Source organism: Microbacterium sp. NPDC089987, assembly GCF_044748505.1.
Taxonomy (GTDB): domain Bacteria; phylum Actinomycetota; class Actinomycetes; order Actinomycetales; family Microbacteriaceae; genus Microbacterium.
In genome coordinates, this window is the sequence record NZ_JBIVGE010000001.1 from 1,504,480 (window position 1) to 1,518,425 (window position 13,946).

Annotated in this window: 12 protein-coding genes and 2 tRNA genes; 1 reads left to right on the forward strand and 13 read right to left on the reverse strand. The window is 68.1% G+C overall.

All coding sequences use genetic code 11. The annotated features are described in order from the left end of the window. Positions 1–42: 42 nt before the first annotated feature. From ACIPV2_RS07100 to ACIPV2_RS07110, 3 genes are all read right to left on the reverse strand, one after another. The gene (locus ACIPV2_RS07100) at positions 43–546 is read right to left on the reverse strand and encodes a tetratricopeptide repeat protein (RefSeq protein WP_400839683.1); all 504 of its coding nucleotides are present in this window, start codon (positions 544–546) and stop codon (positions 43–45) included. 66 nt (positions 547–612) lie between these two features. Further along, positions 613–2,109: a trigger factor gene (gene tig, locus ACIPV2_RS07105; protein ID WP_400839685.1), complete on the reverse strand. Its 1,497-nt coding sequence runs from the start codon at positions 2,107–2,109 to the stop codon at positions 613–615. 58 nt (positions 2,110–2,167) lie between these two features. After that, a tRNA-Pro gene (locus ACIPV2_RS07110) sits at positions 2,168–2,244 on the reverse strand. Positions 2,245–2,374: 130 nt separating this feature from the next. Between ACIPV2_RS07110 and ACIPV2_RS07115 the strand changes: the two genes are divergently transcribed. Further along, positions 2,375–2,445 (forward strand) — tRNA-Gly (locus tag ACIPV2_RS07115). 118 nt (positions 2,446–2,563) lie between these two features. Here the strand turns inward: ACIPV2_RS07115 and ACIPV2_RS07120 are convergent. From ACIPV2_RS07120 to uvrA, 10 genes are all read right to left on the reverse strand, one after another. Further along, complete coding sequence (locus tag ACIPV2_RS07120) at positions 2,564–2,920, reverse strand: RNA polymerase-binding protein RbpA (protein WP_101186834.1); 357 nt, start codon at positions 2,918–2,920, stop codon at positions 2,564–2,566. After that, entirely contained in the window at positions 2,920–3,168 is a 249-nt protein-coding gene (gene secG, locus ACIPV2_RS07125) for a preprotein translocase subunit SecG (RefSeq protein WP_101186835.1), read from the reverse strand. The genes ACIPV2_RS07120 and secG overlap by 1 nt, the downstream gene beginning before the upstream one ends. 80 nt (positions 3,169–3,248) lie before the next feature. Beyond that, complete coding sequence (gene tpiA / locus ACIPV2_RS07130) at positions 3,249–4,061, reverse strand: triose-phosphate isomerase (RefSeq protein ID WP_400839688.1); 813 nt, start codon at positions 4,059–4,061, stop codon at positions 3,249–3,251. After that, on the reverse strand, positions 4,052–5,266 hold the full coding sequence (locus ACIPV2_RS07135) for a phosphoglycerate kinase (RefSeq protein WP_400839690.1): 1,215 nt from the start codon (positions 5,264–5,266) through the stop codon (positions 4,052–4,054). Before ACIPV2_RS07135 ends, tpiA begins: the two co-directional genes overlap by 10 nt. A gap of 3 nt (positions 5,267–5,269) precedes the next feature. Continuing rightward, a complete protein-coding gene (gene gap, locus ACIPV2_RS07140) occupies positions 5,270–6,280 on the reverse strand; it encodes a type I glyceraldehyde-3-phosphate dehydrogenase (protein WP_400839692.1) in 1,011 nt (336 codons plus the stop codon). Positions 6,281–6,380: 100 nt separating this feature from the next. Further along, complete coding sequence (locus ACIPV2_RS07145; protein WP_400839694.1) at positions 6,381–7,007, reverse strand: superoxide dismutase; 627 nt, start codon at positions 7,005–7,007, stop codon at positions 6,381–6,383. A 159-nt stretch (positions 7,008–7,166) separates the two neighbouring features. Continuing rightward, the gene (gene whiA, locus ACIPV2_RS07150) at positions 7,167–8,159 is read right to left on the reverse strand and encodes a DNA-binding protein WhiA (RefSeq protein ID WP_101186840.1); all 993 of its coding nucleotides are present in this window, start codon (positions 8,157–8,159) and stop codon (positions 7,167–7,169) included. 114 nt (positions 8,160–8,273) lie between these two features. Continuing rightward, positions 8,274–9,146 carry an RNase adapter RapZ gene (gene rapZ, locus ACIPV2_RS07155; RefSeq protein ID WP_400839697.1) on the reverse strand — a complete coding sequence of 291 codons (873 nt, stop codon included), beginning with the start codon at positions 9,144–9,146 and terminating at the stop codon, positions 8,274–8,276. Positions 9,147–9,170: 24 nt separating this feature from the next. Next, entirely contained in the window at positions 9,171–11,057 is a 1,887-nt protein-coding gene (uvrC, locus tag ACIPV2_RS07160; RefSeq protein WP_400839699.1) for an excinuclease ABC subunit UvrC, read from the reverse strand. Next, positions 11,057–13,945, reverse strand: coding sequence for an excinuclease ABC subunit UvrA (uvrA, locus tag ACIPV2_RS07165; protein ID WP_101186843.1), 2,889 nt, complete (start codon positions 13,943–13,945; stop codon positions 11,057–11,059). Before uvrA ends, uvrC begins: the two co-directional genes overlap by 1 nt. Position 13,946 lies beyond the last annotated feature (1 nt).

The following is a 13,946-nucleotide window of genomic DNA, read 5'->3' on the forward strand; positions in this document are numbered from 1 at the left end:
GGCCGTGTTCGCCGTCGGCATATCAGCGTGGCGGAGCGGCCCTCAGGCACGTGGCGGGTCGAGCATCTCGGCGGCGTACCCGGTCACCGAACGCGTGTAGCGGTTCAGGTGCGGCGCGAGGGCGGTCAGGGCGATGGATGCCGCGCGCGTCGCGTCACCGGATGAGACCAGTGCCAGCGCGTAGAACGCCGCCGCCTCGTCGGCCATCGCCTGCCCGCGGGTGCGCTCGTACTCCTCGGCGAGGAGGGCGAGCGATTCATCGACGCGTCCGAGATTGCGGATGGTGCTGGCGAGCTGGATGATCGCCCGGGTGCGCCGGTCGGGATCGAGGCCGGCGTCGAGCGCGGCTCGATAGAGCGGCTCGGCCTCGCGCTCCTCCCCTGCGCTGTCACGTGCCCCGGCGCGTTCGAAGAGCGCGACCGGATGCTCTGCGCCGAGCTCCGCGGCGAGGTCGTCGATGCGCGTGATGCGCTCAGTGTCGCTCAGGGCCTGGTCCTGCCATACCGCGTCGATGCGGTGCTGCCATTCCACCAGAAGGCTGTCCATGTCGTCTCTCCTCATACGCCGAAGGGCGGATGCCGCAGCATCCGCCCTTCGTCGATCATGCGATGATCACTCGGCCTTGTCGGCGTCGTCCTTCTTCTTGGCCGGAGCCTTCTTCGCCGGAGCCTTCTTGGCGGGCTTGTCAGCGTCACCCTCGGCCTCGGGGGCGTCCTTCTTGGCCGGAGCCTTCTTCTTCGCCGGAGCCTTCGCGGGCTTGTCCTCGGCGGCGGGAGTTTCCTCAGCCTCAGCCTCAGCCTCAGCCTCAGCCTCAGCCGCGTCCTCGTCCTCGGCGTCGCCGATGAACTCCGACAGGTCGACCTTCTTGCCGTCGCTGTCGACGATGTTCACCTTGCCAAGGGTCGCGGCGAGAGCCTTGTTGCGTGCGACCTCGCCGACGAGGGCGGGCAACTGGCCCGCTCCCTGCAGCGCCTCGACGAACTCCTGCGGCGCCATGCCGTACTGAGCGGCCGACTGGATGAGGTACTGGCTGAGCTCCTCCTGCGAGACCTGAACGTTCGCGTTCTCGGCGATCGTGTCGAGCAGGACCTGCGTGCGGAACTGCTTCTCGCTGGCCTCGGCCACCTCTGCACGGTGTTCGTCGTCCTCGAGGCGGTTCTCGTTCTCGAGGTGCGCGTGCACCTCGTCCTCGATGAGCTGAGCCGGAACGGGGATCTCGACCTGCTCGAGCAGCTTCTCGATGAGCTGGTCGCGAGCGGCGGCACCCTGGGTGAAGACACCCTGCTGTGCGACGCGCTCGGCGAGGCTGTCACGCAGCTCGGCGACGGTGTCGAACTCCGACGCCATCTGCGCGAAGTCGTCGTCAGCCTCGGGAAGCTCGCGCTCCTTGACGGCCTTGAGAGTGACGGACACCTCCGCCTCCTCGCCGGCGTGGTCGCCGCCCACGAGAGCCGAGCGGAACGTCGTCTCCTCGCCGGCGGTGAGCGAGTCGAGCGCCTCGTCGATGCCCTCGAGCAGCTCGCCCGAGCCGATCTCGTACGACACGCCCTCGGCGCGGTCGATCTCGGTGCCGTCGATGGTGGCGACGAGGTCGAGCTCGACGAAGTCGCCGGTGGCAGCCGGACGGTCGACGGGGATCAGGGTGCCGAAGCGCGCGCGCAGGCTGTCGAGCTCGGCGTCGATCGCGGCCTCGTCAGCCTCGACGGCGTCGACCGTGAGGGTGATCTCCGAGAGCTCGGGGAGCTCGATCTCGGGGCGCACGTCGACCTCGATGTCGACGAGCAGGTCACCCGAGAAGTCCTTCTCGTTCGGCCACTGCGTGATGTCGGCGGCCGGACGTCCGACGATGCGCACGTTGTGCTCGGCGGCGGCCTCGCGGAAGAATCCGTCGAGAGCCTCGTTCACGGCGTGCTCGATGACGGCGCCGCGGCCGACGCGCTGGTCGATGATCGGAGCGGGGACCTTGCCCTTTCGGAAGCCCGGGATCTGGACGTCCTGAGCGATGTGCTCATAGGCGTGCGCGATGCTCGGCTTGAGGTCCTCAGGGGTGACCGTGATGGTGAGCTTGACCCGGGTCGGGGACAGCTTCTCGACGGTGCTGTTGGCCATGCTGATGTGTCTCCTTGTGGTTTCCGCGTTGACGACGCGGTCGTGAAGTCTTCGACCGTGGTCGGGGCGACAGGATTTGAACCTGCGACCTCCCGCTCCCAAAGCGGGCGCTCTACCAAGCTGAGCTACGCCCCGGCTTGAACCCGCGCACACGGGAACGGCCCTGACGAGTCTAACGGACGGAACACCTCGCTCCGTCCGCTATGCTTTACGAGGCGCTCCGCTCGGCGAGGCGCCTGAGAGGGCGAGACACCGCCGGAATTCCGGGGATGTAGCTTAATGGTAAAGCCTTAGTCTTCCAAACTAATGACGCGGGTTCGATTCCCGTCATCCCCTCTCCTGAAAAGCTCCCACCGATCGGTGGGAGCTTTTCTCATGTCGGCGGGGCCTCCTCTGACCACCAACACGAAGAACCCCCGGAGTCGATGACTCCGGGGGTTCTTCAGGTCGAATCTCAGTTGCCGCCGCGACGCTCGCGCAGCTGCGTGAGCGCGTCCTCGAGAAGCTGCTCGGCCTCTTCGTCGGTGCGGCGCTCCTTCACGTACGCGAGGTGCGTCTTGTAGGGCTCGGGCTTGGCCAGGGCCGGCGGGTTCTCCCGGTCGCGCCCTGCAGGCAGGCCGCTCTGCGGGTGATCGATGGTGTCCGGGATCTCCTCGTCGGGGAGCCCCGCCGCGAAGTAGCGGACGGTCTCGTTGCCGAGGCCGTCCCAGTACGACACGGGGATGCGGTCGGCGTGGTAGCCGTGGTCCTGCTCGCCCATCGGACCCGAGCCGACACGTGTGCCGCGGATCGCATTTCCTCCGGTTGCCATCAGATCACCTGGAACTTCGTGATGAGACCGAGCGCGACGATCGAGATGAACCAGATCAGGGCGAGCACGATCGTGAATCGGTTGAGGTTGCGCTCGGCGAGGCCGGAAGAGCCCACTGCTGCGGACATGCCGCCGCCGAACATGTCGGAGAGGCCGCCACCGCGGCCCTTGTGAAGAAGAATGAGGAGCGTCAGCAGCACACTGGTGATGCCAGTGAGCACCTGCAGAACGAACTCGAGAACCTGCACGAGGAAAGCCTTTCGCCGGGGCCGGAATGCCCGTCTAGCGGTCAATTATAGGACGAGGCGCTCGCGCGCCCCGTCCCGACTCACACGCCGACGTGCTTCTGGAAGCGGACGATCGCTGCGAACTCGTCGACGACGAGGCTCGCGCCGCCCACCAGCGCGCCGTCGACATCCGGCTCGCGCATGAAGCTGGCGATGTTCCCTGACTTGACGGATCCGCCATACAGCACGCGCGTGCGAGCGGCCGCGTCCTCGTCGAGCACCCTGGCCAGCACCCCGCGCAGCGCCGCGCAGACATCCTGCGCCTGAGCCGGAGTGGCCGCCTGCCCCGAGCCGATGGCCCAGACGGGCTCGTAGGCCACGACGATGTCCGCGGATGCCGGAATGCCCTCGAGAGCCTTCTCGAGCTGACCGGCGGGCACGGAGCTGGCGCCGAACTTCTCGAGGTCCTCGGCGGTCTCTCCGACGCAGATGACGGGGACGAGGCCGTGCTTCAGCGCGGCCTTCACCTTGGCGTTCACGACCGCGTCGTCTTCGCGGTGGTACTCGCGTCGCTCGGAGTGCCCGATGATCACGTAGCCCACGTTCAGCTTCGACAGGAACGCACCGGACACCTCACCGGTGTACGCGCCGGAGTCATGCGCCGACAGGTCCTGCGCGCCGAGCGCGAAGGGGATCTTGTCGGCGTCGATGAGCGTCTGCACGCTGCGGATGTCGGTGAACGGGGGGAAGACCGCCACCTCGACGGAGTCGCCCTCATGCCCGGCGTCCTTCAGCGTCCAGTGCAGCTTCTGCACCGTGGCGACGGCCTGAAGGTGATCGAGGTTCATCTTCCAGTTGCCCGCGATGAGCGGTGTGCGGCGGTTCTGCGCGCTGGTCACAGGGTTCACTCCCATCCGAGGACCGTGAGGCCCGGTAGCTTCTTGCCCTCGAGGAACTCGAGGCTGGCGCCTCCGCCCGTCGAGATGTGGCCGAACTGGTCATCCGAGAATCCGAGCTGTCGCACGGCTGCGGCGGAGTCGCCACCGCCGACGACGCCGAGACCTTCGACCTCGGTCAGCGCCTGGGCGACCGCTCTGGTTCCGGCAGAGAAGGCCGGGAACTCGAACACGCCCATCGGGCCGTTCCAGAACACGGTGGCCGACGATCGCACGGCGTCCGCGAAGGCCGCTGCGGTGTCGGGCCCGATGTCGAGGCCGATTCCGGATGCTCCGAACGAGCTCTGCTCGATGGCATCCGCCGGGACGGTCTCGTGATCGGCGTCGGCGGCGAACCCGGAGGCGACCACGACGTCGGTCGGCAGCACCAGTTCGACGCCGCGTTCCTTCGCCTCGGCGATGTAGCCGCGGACGGTGTCGAGCTGATCCTTCTCGAGCAGGCTGGACGCCACAGCGTGACCCTCAGCCGCCAGGAAGGTGAAGAGCATCCCGCCGCCGACGAGCAGACGGTCGACGCGTGGCAGCAGGTGCGAGATCACGCCGAGCTTGTCGCTCACCTTCGATCCGCCGAGCACCACCGTGTACGGGCGCTCGGGGTTCTCGGTGAGCCGGTCGAGCACCTCGAGCTCGGCGGCGATCAGCAGTCCGGCGGCCGAGGGGAGCAGCTCGGCCAGGTCGTAGACGCTGGCCTGCTTGCGGTGCACGACGCCGAAGCCGTCGGAGACGAGGGCGTCGCCGAGCTCGGCGAGCTGACCGGCGAACGCCGCGCGGGTCGCGTCGTCCTTCGAGGTCTCACCGGGGTTGAAGCGCAGGTTCTCGAGGACGGCGATCCCGCCGTCCTCGAGACCTGCGACGATCTCCCGTGCGGAGTCGCCCACGGTGTCCGTCGCGAAGGCGACGGGCGCGTGAAGCAGCTCCGACAGCCGCTGCGCGACCGGCTCGAGGCTGTACTGGGGGTCCGGAGCGCCGTCAGGACGCCCCAGGTGCGAGCACACGACCACGCGCGCGCCGGCATCGGTGAGGGCCTTGAGAGTGGGCAGCGATGCCCTGACGCGACCGTCATCGGTGATGACGCCGTCCTTCAGCGGGACGTTCAGATCGCAGCGGACGATGACCCGCTTGCCCGACAGGGACCCCAGTGACTCGAGAGTGCGCAGCGCCATGGTTCAGAGACGCTCGGCGACGTACTCGGTGAGGTCGACGAGGCGGTTGGAGTAGCCCCACTCGTTGTCGTACCAGCTCGAGACCTTGACGAGGTTGCCGCTGACGTTCGTCAGCTCGGAGTCGAAGATCGACGAGTGCGGGTTCAGCTGGATGTCGCTCGAGACGATCGGGTCCTCGGTGTACTCCAGGATGCCCTGCAGGCGACCCTCGGCTGCGGCCTCGCGGTACGCGGCGTTGATCTCGTCGACCGTCAGGCCGTCGCGCTCGGCGATGATCGTGAGGTCGACGATCGAGCCGGTGGGAACCGGGACGCGGTACGACGAGCCGCTGAGCTTGCCGTTGAGCTCGGGGAGCACGAGGCCGATGGCCTTGGCGGCACCGGTCGACGCCGGCACGATGTTGATGGCGGCCGCGCGGGCACGACGCAGGTCGCTGTGCGGGCCGTCCTGCAGATTCTGGTCCGCGGTGTAGGCGTGTGCGGTCATCATGAAGCCGCGCTCGATGCCGAACTTGTCGTTGAAGACCTTGGCGAGCGGCGCCAGGCAGTTGGTGGTGCACGAGGCGTTAGAGATGACGTTCATCGTGGCGGAGTCGTAGGTGTCCTCGTTCACGCCCATGACGAAGGTGCCGTCGACGTCGGTGCCCGGTGCCGAGATGACGACCTTCTTGGCGCCGCCGGCGATGTGCTTCGACGCGTCGGCCGCCTTGGTGAAGCGACCGGTGGACTCGATGACGATGTCGACGCCGAGCTCGCCCCACGGCAGTGCTGCCGGGTCGCGCTCCTCGAACACCTTGATGTCCTTGCCGCCGACGGTGATGACGTCACCCTGGTGCGTGACGTCGACGCCGAGGGGACCGCCGACCGAGTCGTACTTGAGGAGGTGCGCCAGCGCGGCGTTGTCAGTGAGGTCGTTGACCGCGACGATCTCGATGTCAGCGTTCTGTGCGAGCGCCGCACGAAGGAAGTTACGTCCGATACGACCGAAGCCGTTGATACCGATCTTGACAGACACGAAAGTCTCCTGGTTCTTACTCGGGGAAATGCGTAATTCTTACGGAAGGAGCGGACAACGGCGTCCTGATGAGCCAGACGCCCATCAGGACGCCGGTCTTTTACGACAGTACCAGCAGACCCGAGGTCTTCTCACGCGCGATCTCGAAGCGTGACGCCACGTTCTCCCAGTTCGCGATGTTCCACGCGGCCTTGATGTAGTCGGCCTTCACGTTGAGGTAGTCGAGGTAGAAGGCGTGCTCCCACATGTCGAGCTGGAACAGCGGAATGGTGCCCTGCGCGGTGTTGCCCTGCTGGTCGAACAGCTGCTGGATGATCAGGCGAGCGCCGATCGAGTCCCAGCTGAGCACCGCCCAGCCCGACCCCTGGATGCCGGCCGCAGCGGCGGCGAAGTGGGCCTGGAACTTCTCGAACGAGCCGAAGAACTCGTCGATAGCGGCCTTGAGCTCACCCTCGGGCTGTCCGCCGCCCTCAGGCGAGAGGTTGGTCCAGAAGATGGAGTGGTTGACGTGGCCGCCGAGGTTGAACGCGAGGTCCTTCTCGAGCTTGTTCACGTTGGCGAGGTTGCCGCTCTCGCGGGCCTCAGCGAGTCCGTCCAGCGCCGCGTTGGCACCGGCGACGTATGCGGCGTGGTGCTTGTCATGGTGCAGTTCCATGATCTTGCCGCTGATGTGCGGTTCCAGTGCCGCGAAGTCGTAGGGAAGGTCGGGGAGCGTGTAGGTCGCCATGTCGATTTCATCCAATCCGCGCCGCGCCACGGCGCTTGCCGATCCTCTGCGATGCCGAAGTGCCTCGCAGAGCAGACGTTTTTCATCCTACTGACGACAACGCAGCAGGCGGCGGGATGTTCCGAATGACGACGCCGACGACTCGGCTCGGCTCGGCTCTCAGCCGTCCAGACCGGCGGGCACTGCGGCCTCGGTGCCGGGGATGCCGTCCTGCTGAGCGCGCTTGTCGGCCATGGCGAGGAGTCGTCGGATGCGGCCGGCGACGGCGTCCTTGGTGAGGGGCGGGTCTGCGTGGTGTCCGAGCTCGTCGAGGCTCGCATCGCGGTGCGCGAGCCTGAGGCTGCCCGCGGTGCGCAGGTGCTCGGGCACGTCGTCGCCCAGGATCTCCAGCGCGCGCTCGACGCGAGCGCATGCGGCCACGGCGGCCTGCGCCGACCGGCGCAGGTTGGCGTCGTCGAAGTTGACGAGGCGGTTGACGCCGGCGCGCACCTCGCGGCGCTGACGCATCTCCTCCCAGGCGATGGCCGTGCGGCGGGCGCCCATGGCGGTGAGGATGGCGCGGATCGCCTCGCCCTCGCGAACGACCACGCGCGGCAGGCCGCGCACTTCGCGGGCCTTCGCTGCGACACCCAGGCGATGCGCGGCGCCGACGAGCGCCATCGCCGCTTCGCCCGACGGGCAGGAGATCTCGAGCATGGCCGACCGACCGGGTTCGCTGAGGGATCCGGATGCCAGGAACGCGCCGCGCCAGATGCCGGCGAGCTCCTCCGGTGAGCCGGTGGTCAGACGGTTGGGCAGTCCGCGCACGGGGCGGCGACGTGCGTCGAGCAGACCCGTCTGGCGGGCCAGGGTCTCCCCCGCCGCGATGACACGCACCGCCCAGCGGGCACCGCTGGCGGCACCGCTCGTGCTCGCGACGCTGGCCTTGACCTGCGCGATCTCCGGACGCACGCCATAGATCTCCGCGAGGTCGCGGCTGACACGACGGGCCAGCAGCTCGGCATCCACCTCGGCCTCGACCGCGACCCGACCGGCGATGGAGTGCAGACCGCCCGCGAAACGCAGGATGGTCGTCACCTCAGCGACGCGCACCGTCGGGGGCGCGTTGCGCACGCTGACGAGCTCGGCCTTGACGTCGGTGGTTAGTGCCACGGGACTCCTCACGATCCAGGCGCCGGATCGCGACGCAAGGGACTAGCCTACAAGGCTCGGCGCCTGCGCACCGACCCGATCGGCTGTCATCAGGGGGGCGGGTACCCCCCGATCTCACTCCCGGCCGAGGTCGCGGTGGCGCACGTTGATGGCGACGCCGGGCACATCGGCCAGGCGCCGAGCCAGCTCCTCGCTCATGGCCACGGAGCGGTGCTTTCCGCCGGTGCACCCGATGGCCACCGTCGAGTGGCTCTTGTTCTCGCGCTGGTAGCCCTCGAGCACCGGGCGCAGCGCCGCGGCGTAGGCGTCGAGGAACTGCTCGGAACCCTCCAGCCCGAGCACATAGTCGCGCACGGACTCATCGCGTCCCGTGAAGTCGCGCAGCTCTTCGTTCCAGAACGGATTCGGCAGGAACCGCATGTCGGCCACAAGGTCGACGTCCGTGGGCAGCCCGTACTTGAACCCGAAGCTCAGGATGGTGAGGCGATGGCGGGCTGCGCCCTCCTCCGAGAACATCTCCGAGACCTGCGTGGCGAGCTGGTGGATGTTCAGTGTGGAGGTGTCGATGAGCAGGTCCGCCGATTCGCGGATCGTGGCGAGGCGCGAGCGCTCGGTGCGGATGCCGTCGAGCAGGGTGCCGTCGCCCTGTAGCGGATGCGGGCGGCGCACGGCTTCGAAGCGGCGCACGAGCACGTCATCGGACGCGTCGAGGTAGAGCACCTTGACACCGCCGCGGGAGCGCAGCACGCGGTACACGTCCGGCAGCTCGTCGAACAGTCCGCGGCCGCGGACGTCGACGACGGCGGCGATCTTCGGAAGGTTCCCGGCCCCCATGTCGGTGAGCTCGAGCAGCGGACGCAGGATCTGCGGGGGAAGGTTGTCGACCACGTACCAGCCGAGATCCTCGAGAGCGTTCGCCGCGGTGGTGCGACCTGCTCCCGACATCCCCGTGACGATAAGGAACTCGCCCTCTTGTGCGGTCGCCATGTTGCTCCCTTCGCTGAGACCAGCCTAGCGAGTCGCGGGGGCCTGTCCGCCCGCGAGGTGCGCGTGGATCGTGGACGCGAGCACCGGTCCGATGCCGGCCACCTCACTGATCTGCTCGGGACTCGACGCTCGCAGCGCTGCGACGGAGCCGAAATGCGTCAGCAGCGCCTTGATGCGGGCATCGCCGAGGCCCGGGATCTCCCGGAGCACGGTCTGGATGTCGCGACGGCGACGCTTGCGCTGGTGGGTGATCGCGAAGCGGTGCGCCTCGTCGCGCAGGCGCTGCACGAGGTACAGCGCCTCGCTGGTGCGCGGCAGGATGACCGGGAAGTCGTCGTCGGGCACCCAGATCTCCTCGAGGCGCTTGGCGATGCCGCACAGTGCGATCTCGGTGCGTCCGCTGTCGCGCAGCGCCCTTGCGGCGGCCTGCACCTGTGGCTGCCCGCCGTCCACGACCAGCAGCTGCGGCCGGTACGCGAAGCGCGGACGCCTCCTGCCCTCGCCCTCGTCTTCCCCATCGGGCTCGGGACCGGAATCCACCCGGGCGAGGCGGCGCATGAGCACCTGGTACATCGAGTCAGTGTCGTCGGTCGTCTCGGCGATGTTGAACGAGCGGTACTGGTCTTTGCGGGGCAGTCCGTCTTCGAAGACCACCATCGAGGCGACCACGTTCGTGCCGCCGAGGTGCGAGATGTCGAAGCACTCGATGCGCAGCGGGGCCTCGTCCATGCCGAGAGCCTCCTGCAGGTCGGTGAGCGCCTGCGTGCGCGCCACGTAGTCGCTGGTTCGCCGCGTCTTGTGGCGCAGCAGCGTCTGCTGGGCGTTGAGCGTGGCCGTGCGCATGAGGTCGGCACGTTGTCCGCGCTGGGCGACGGCGATCTCGACCCGCCGCCCGCGGCGCTCACGGAGCCACTCCTCGAGTTCGGCGGCATCGTCGGGCAGGGTCGGCACGAGCACGCGACGCGGGATGTCGGACGAGTCGCCGTAGACGCGCTGCAGGATCTGATCGACGAGCTCCCCGCGGCTGATGTCGAGCTCCTTGTCGACGGCGAGTGAGCGCACACCGCGCACGCGGCCGCCGCGGATCACGAAATGATGCACCGCCGCCGACAGCTCGTCCTCGGCAACGCCGAACAGATCCGCGTCCTCGTCGGACGGAAGCACGAGGGCGCTCTTGCCGAGCACGGCGTCGATCGCGGTGAGCTTGTCGCGGAACCGCGCCGCGGCCTCGTAGTCCATCGCCGCGGATGCGGCCTGCATGCGCTTGGTCAGATCGCGCGTGAAGCGCGCGTCACCGCCCGCCATGAAGGCCACGAAGTCGTCGACCATCGCGCGATGCTCTTCGATCGTGACCTTCATCGAGCACGGCCCGCCGCACTTGCCGATCTGGCCGGGGAAGCAGGGCCGCCCCGTCTGCATGGCCCGTCGGTAGCTGGAGTCGCTGCACGTGCGGATCGGGAAGGCCTTCACCATCAGGTCGATGGTCTCGTGCACGGCCCAGACCTTGGGATACGGCCCGAAGTAGCGCGCACCGGGGATGCGCCGATTGCGCGTGACCATGACCCGCGGCGCCTCGTCTCCGAGGGTGATCGCCATGAACGGATAGGACTTGTCGTCGCGGTAGCGCACGTTGAAAGGCGGATCGAACTCCTTGATCCACATGTACTCGAGCTGCAGCGAGTCGACATCGGTCGCGACGACGGTCCACTCGACGGATGCCGCGGTCGTGACCATCCGTCGAGTGCGCTCGTGCAGCGTGCGCAGCGGGGCGAAGTAGTTCGACAGGCGCTGGCGGAGGTTCTTCGCCTTGCCGACGTACAGCACCCTGCCGTCGGCGTCGCGGAAGCGATAGACCCCGGGGTCTGTCGGGATCTCCCCCGCGCGCGGCTTGTACGGGAGGACGTCCGCCATCAGCCGGCCTTGCGCGAGCCGCGCTCCTGCCCGAGGACCTCGGCGAGGAACGCGCCCGTGTGACTCTCCGCCACGTCGGCGATCTGCTCGGGGGTGCCGGTGGCGAGGATCTGCCCGCCGCCCGAGCCGCCCTCGGGACCGAGATCGATCACCCAGTCAGCCGACTTGATGACGTCGAGGTTGTGCTCGATGACGATGACCGTGTTGCCCTTGTCGACCAATCCGTTCAGCACCTCGAGCAGCTTGCGCACATCCTCGAAGTGCAGACCCGTGGTCGGCTCGTCGAGCACGTAGATGCTGCGTCCGTTGCTGCGCCGCTGGAGCTCGGTGGCGAGCTTGACGCGCTGCGCCTCGCCACCCGAGAGCGTCGTCGCAGCCTGGCCCAGCCGCACGTAGCCGAGGCCGACATCGACGAGCGTCTTCATGTACCGGTGGATCGCCTGGATCGGCTCGAAGAACTCCGCCGCCTCGGCGATCGGCATCTCGAGCACCTCGGCGATGTTCTTGCCCTTGTAGTGCACCGCCAGCGTGTCGCGGTTGTACCGCTTGCCGTGGCAGACCTCGCAGTCGACGTACACGTCCGGCAGGAAGTTCATCTCGATCTTGATCGTGCCGTCACCCGAGCATGCGTCGCAGCGACCGCCCTTCACGTTGAAGCTGAAGCGGCCCGGCTGGTAGCCGCGGACCTTCGCCTCGGGCGTCTCGCTGAAGAGGGTGCGGATGCGGTCGAAGACACCCGTGTAGGTGGCGGGGTTCGAGCGGGGCGTGCGCCCGATCGGCGCCTGATCGACGTGCACGACCTTGTCGAGGTTGTCGAGACCGGTCACCCTGGTGTGCTTGCCCGGGACGGTCCTGGCGCCGTTGAGGCGGCCGGCGAGCACCTGGTAGAGGATGTCGTTGACCAGGGACGACTTGCCCGAGCCGCTCACGCCGGTGACCGCGGTGAGCACCCCGAGCGGGAAGTCGGCGGTGACGTTCCTGAGGTTGTTGGCCTTCGCGCCGACGACGCTCAGCATCCGCTTCCTGTCGATCCTGCGGCGCTTGGCGGGCACGGCGATCTCACGGCGACCGGCGAGGTAGTCACCGGTCATCGACCCCGTCTCGGCCAGCAGCGCCGAATAGGGCCCGGAGTGCACGACCTCGCCTCCGCCCACGCCCGCGCCGGGTCCGATGTCGACGACCCAGTCGGCGGCTTCGATGGTCTCCTCGTCGTGCTCGACCACGATCAGGGTGTTGCCGAGGTCGCGCAGCCGCACCAGCGTCTCGATGAGCCGGCGGTTGTCGCGCTGGTGCAGGCCGATGGACGGCTCGTCCAGCACGTAGAGCACACCGGTGAGGCCGGAGCCGATCTGGGTCGCCAGCCGGATGCGCTGCGCTTCTCCTCCGGAGAGCGAGCCGGCCGAGCGTCCGAGGTTCAGATACGACAGTCCGACCTGCAGCAGGAACTCCAGGCGCAGCCGGATCTCACGCAGCACCTGAGCGGCGATCTTCGCCTCCCGCTCGGTGAGCGCGAGCTCGTGCATGAAGGTGCTGGCGTCCGCCAGGCTGAGGTTCGACACCTCGGCGATCGAGTGACCGTGGACCTTGACCGCGAGGACCTCGGGCTTGAGTCGCGCGCCGTCGCACACCGGGCACGGCACCTCCCGCAGGTACTCGCCCCAGCGGCTGCGCTGCGTGTCGGACTCGGCCTGCAGGTACTGCCGCTCGATGTACGGCACGACGCCCTCAAAGCCCGACGTGTAGCGCATCTCGCGCCCGTAGCGGTTCTTCCACTTGACGCTGACCTTGTAGTTGTCGCCCCGCAGCACCGCCTCGCGAACATCGGAGTGCAGCTCGCTCCAGGGGGTGTCGAGGGAGAAGTCGAGGTCGCGCGCGAGGCCCTCGAGCAGGCGCTCGTAGTACTGGAACAGCCCCTTGCCCTGGGTGGTCCACGGCAGGATGACGCCCTCGCGGATCGAGAGGTCCTCGTCGCCCAGCATGAGGTCGACGTCGACCGACATCCGCGTTCCGAGGCCCGCGCAGGCCGGGCACGCGCCGAACGGCGCGTTGAACGAGAACGTGCGCGGCTCGATCTCGGTGAGCGCGATCGGGTGGCCGTTCGGGCAGGCGAGCTTCTCGGAGAAGGACTGCCAGGCGGCGTCACCCTCCTCGTCCACGAAGTTGACCTGCATGATGCCGCCGGCAAGTCCCAGCGCCGTCTCGACGGAGTCGGTGACCCGGCCGAGGATGTCATCGGACGCCACGAGCCGGTCGACCACGACGGCGATGTCGTGCTTGTAGCTCTTCTTCAGCGTCGGCGGCTCGGCCAGCTGCACCAGCTCGCCGTCGACGATCGCACGGGAGTAGCCCTTCGCGCCGAGCTCCTTGAAGAGGTCGACGAACTCGCCCTTCTTCTGCGAGACGACCGGCGCGACGATCTGGTAGCGCGTGCGCTCGGGCAGCTCGACGAGCTGGTCGGCGATCTGCTGCACCGTCTGACGCTGGATCCGCTCGCCGCATTCAGGACAGTGCGGGATGCCGATGCGCGCCCAGAGCAGACGCATGTAGTCGTGGATCTCGGTGATGGTGCCCACCGTGGATCGCGGGTTGCGGTTGGTCGACTTCTGATCGATCGAGACCGCAGGGCTCAGCCCCTCGATGAAGTCGACATCGGGGCGGTCCACCTGACCGAGGAACTGTCGCGCGTAAGCGCTGAGCGATTCGACGTAGCGTCGCTGCCCCTCGGCGAAGATCGTGTCGAACGCGAGGCTCGACTTGCCCGACCCCGACAGTCCGGTGAAGACCACCAGCGAGTCACGGGGGATGTCGATGTCGACGTTCTTCAGGTTGTGAACGCGGGCACCGCGGACACTCAGTTTTGCGGAGGAGGCGACAGGAACGATGGGCACC

Bases quoted from the DNA above. Each gene is read 5' to 3' on its own strand.
- ACIPV2_RS07100 (WP_400839683.1), bottom strand. From the start codon at position 546: ATGGACAGCCTTCTGGTGGAATGGCAGCACCGCATCGACGCGGTATGG.
- tig (WP_400839685.1), bottom strand. From the start codon at position 2,109: ATGGCCAACAGCACCGTCGAGAAGCTGTCCCCGACCCGGGTCAAGCTC.
- ACIPV2_RS07120 (WP_101186834.1), bottom strand. From the start codon at position 2,920: ATGGCAACCGGAGGAAATGCGATCCGCGGCACACGTGTCGGCTCGGGT.
- tpiA (WP_400839688.1), bottom strand. From the start codon at position 4,061: ATGGGAGTGAACCCTGTGACCAGCGCGCAGAACCGCCGCACACCGCTC.
- ACIPV2_RS07135 (WP_400839690.1), bottom strand. From the start codon at position 5,266: ATGGCGCTGCGCACTCTCGAGTCACTGGGGTCCCTGTCGGGCAAGCGG.
- ACIPV2_RS07145 (WP_400839694.1), bottom strand. From the start codon at position 7,007: ATGGCGACCTACACGCTCCCCGACCTTCCCTACGACTTCGCGGCACTG.
- rapZ (WP_400839697.1), bottom strand. From the start codon at position 9,146: ATGGCGACCGCACAAGAGGGCGAGTTCCTTATCGTCACGGGGATGTCG.
- uvrC (WP_400839699.1), bottom strand. From the start codon at position 11,057: ATGGCGGACGTCCTCCCGTACAAGCCGCGCGCGGGGGAGATCCCGACA.